This is a genomic window from Sulfitobacter sp. 1A12056, from assembly GCF_043558125.1.
In the GTDB taxonomy this organism is placed as follows: domain Bacteria; phylum Pseudomonadota; class Alphaproteobacteria; order Rhodobacterales; family Rhodobacteraceae; genus Sulfitobacter; species Sulfitobacter faviae.
Genome location: NZ_JBIFFY010000018.1, coordinates 1 through 2,845 on the forward strand (window position 1 = coordinate 1; position 2,845 = coordinate 2,845).

General features: G+C 53.1%; 2 rRNA genes. Both read left to right on the top strand.

Annotated elements, in window-relative coordinates:
- A 23S ribosomal RNA gene (locus ACGYLD_RS17270) occupies nt 1-2,509 on the top strand; the annotation flags it as partial.
- 179 nt (nt 2,510-2,688) lie between these two features.
- Nucleotides 2,689-2,803 (top strand): 5S ribosomal RNA (rrf, locus tag ACGYLD_RS17275).
- Nucleotides 2,804-2,845 lie beyond the last annotated feature (42 nt).

Here is a 2,845-nt window from a genome sequence, read left to right on the forward strand (position 1 = left end):
TTAGAATGCGTTGGAATGCGCAACCAAAGTGGGTGATAGTCCCGTATAAGAAGCATGATTGGACGTATTAAGTAGGGCGGGACACGTGAAATCCTGTCTGAAGATCGGAGGACCACCTTCGAAGGCTAAGTACTCCTTACTGACCGATAGTGAACCAGTACCGTGAGGGAAAGGTGAAAAGCACCCCGACGAGGGGAGTGAAACAGTACCTGAAACCGAACGCCTACAATCAGTTGGAGCATCCTTGCGATGTGACAGCGTACCTTTTGTATAATGGGTCATCGACTTGGTCTCACGAGCAAGCTTAAGCCGTTAGGTGTAGGCGCAGCGAAAGCGAGTCTTAATAGGGCGTCGAGTTCGTGGGATCAGACCCGAAACCGAGTGATCTAGGCATGGCCAGGTTGAAGATAAGGTAACACTTATTGGAGGACCGAACCCACATCTGTTGAAAAAGATCGGGATGAGCTGTGCCTAGGGGTGAAAGGCCAATCAAACTCGGAGATAGCTGGTTCTCTGCGAAATCTATTTAGGTAGAGCGTCATCCGAATACCCTCGGGGGTAGAGCACTGGATGGGTAATGGGGCCCCACAGGCTTACTGATCCTAACCAAACTCCGAATACCGAGGAGTACTGGATGGCAGACACACGGCGAATGCTAACGTCCGTCGTGGAGAGGGAAACAACCCTGACCTCCGGCTAAGGCCCCTAATTCATGGCTAAGTGGGAAAGCAGGTGAGACGACCAAAACAACCAGGAGGTTGGCTTAGAAGCAGCCATCCTTTAAAGATAGCGTAACAGCTCACTGGTCTAAATAAGTTGTCTTGCGGCGAAGATGTAACGGGGCTCAAGCCATGAGCCGAAGCCGAGGATGCATTTATTGCATGGTAGCAGAGCGTAGTGTGACATAGTTCCATGTGTCCTTATCGTCCCTCGGGACGTATTGGACACAAGGAGCTTTCTGTGAAGCCGGCGCGTGAGCGATCCGGTGGAGAGATCACTAGTGAGAATGATGACATGAGTAGCGACAAAGAGTGTGAGAGACACTCTCGCCGAAAGTCCAAGGGTTCCTGCTTAAAGCTAATCTGAGCAGGGTAAGCCGACCCCTAAGGCGAGGCCGAAAGGCGTAGTCGATGGGAACCAGGTTAATATTCCTGGGCCAGATGGAAGTGACGGATCGCAGGGGTAGTTCATCCTTATCGGATTGGATGGGCTGCTGAGCGGTCCCTGGAAATAGCTCCATCATCAGATCGTACCCTAAACCGACACAGGTGGACAGGTAGAGAATACCAAGGCGCTTGAGAGAACTATGTTGAAGGAACTCGGCAAAATACCTCCGTAAGTTCGCGAGAAGGAGGCCCGGTTCCTAGGCAACTAGGGGCTGGGGGCACAAACCAGGGGGTGGCGACTGTTTATTAAAAACACAGGGCTCTGCGAAGTCGCAAGACGACGTATAGGGTCTGACGCCTGCCCGGTGCCTGAAGGTTAAAAGGAGGAGTGAGAGCTCTGAATTGAAGCCCAGGTAAACGGCGGCCGTAACTATAACGGTCCTAAGGTAGCGAAATTCCTTGTCGGGTAAGTTCCGACCTGCACGAATGGCGTAACGACTTCCCCGCTGTCTCCAACATAGACTCAGCGAAATTGAATTACCGGTCAAGATGCCGGTTACCCGCGGTTAGACGGAAAGACCCCGTGCACCTTTACTACAGCTTCACACTGGCATTAGGCCGAACATGTGCAGGATAGGTGGTGGGCTTTGAAACCGAGACGCCAGTCTCGGTGGAGCCTCCCTTGAGATACCACCCTTGTTCTGCTTGATGTCTAACCGCGGACCGTTATCCGGTTCCGGGACCCTGTGTGGCGGGTAGTTTGACTGGGGCGGTCGCCTCCTAAATCGTAACGGAGGCGCGCGAAGGTTGGCTCAGAGCGGTCGGAAATCGCTCGTTGAGTGCAATGGCAGAAGCCAGCCTGACTGCGAGACTGACAAGTCGAGCAGAGTCGAAAGACGGCCATAGTGATCCGGTGGTCCCAAGTGGGAGGGCCATCGCTCAACGGATAAAAGGTACGCCGGGGATAACAGGCTGATACTGCCCAAGAGTCCATATCGACGGCAGTGTTTGGCACCTCGATGTCGGCTCATCTCATCCTGGGGCTGGAGCAGGTCCCAAGGGTACGGCTGTTCGCCGTTTAAAGAGGTACGTGAGCTGGGTTTAGAACGTCGTGAGACAGTTCGGTCCCTATCTTCCGTGGGTGTAGGATACTTGAGAGGAGTTGCCCCTAGTACGAGAGGACCGGGGTGAACGATCCACTGGTGGACCAGTTGTTATGCCAATAGCAGTGCTGGGTAGCTATGATCGGACAGGATAACCGCTGAAGGCATCTAAGCGGGAAGCCCCCCTCAAAACAAGGTATCCCTGAGAGCCGTGGTAGACCACCACGTCGATAGGCCAGAGATGTAAGCGTAGTAATACGTTCAGTTGACTGGTACTAATTGCTCGATAGGCTTGATTTGATCCAGTAGAAGCAAGACTGCTTAAACAGATCAAAAGCATACACATACAATCAGTCGTTCATGACTTGGACAAACACGCTTTGCGCTCCAATAGAGACGGAGCGGGAACGGGCATCCTTCGGATACCCCGCCTCCCGCCGCCGCTCTCCTGCGCAGAGCGCTACTAGGAATTTATTCGGTTTGGTGATCATAGCGCGAGCAAAACACCTGGTCCCATCCCGAACCCAGCCGTTAAGTGCCGTAGCGCCGATGGTACTGCGTCTTAAGACGTGGGAGAGTAGGTCATCGCCAAACCTAATAAGTTCCTAGACTACAGTATCTCTCGACGATGATCAG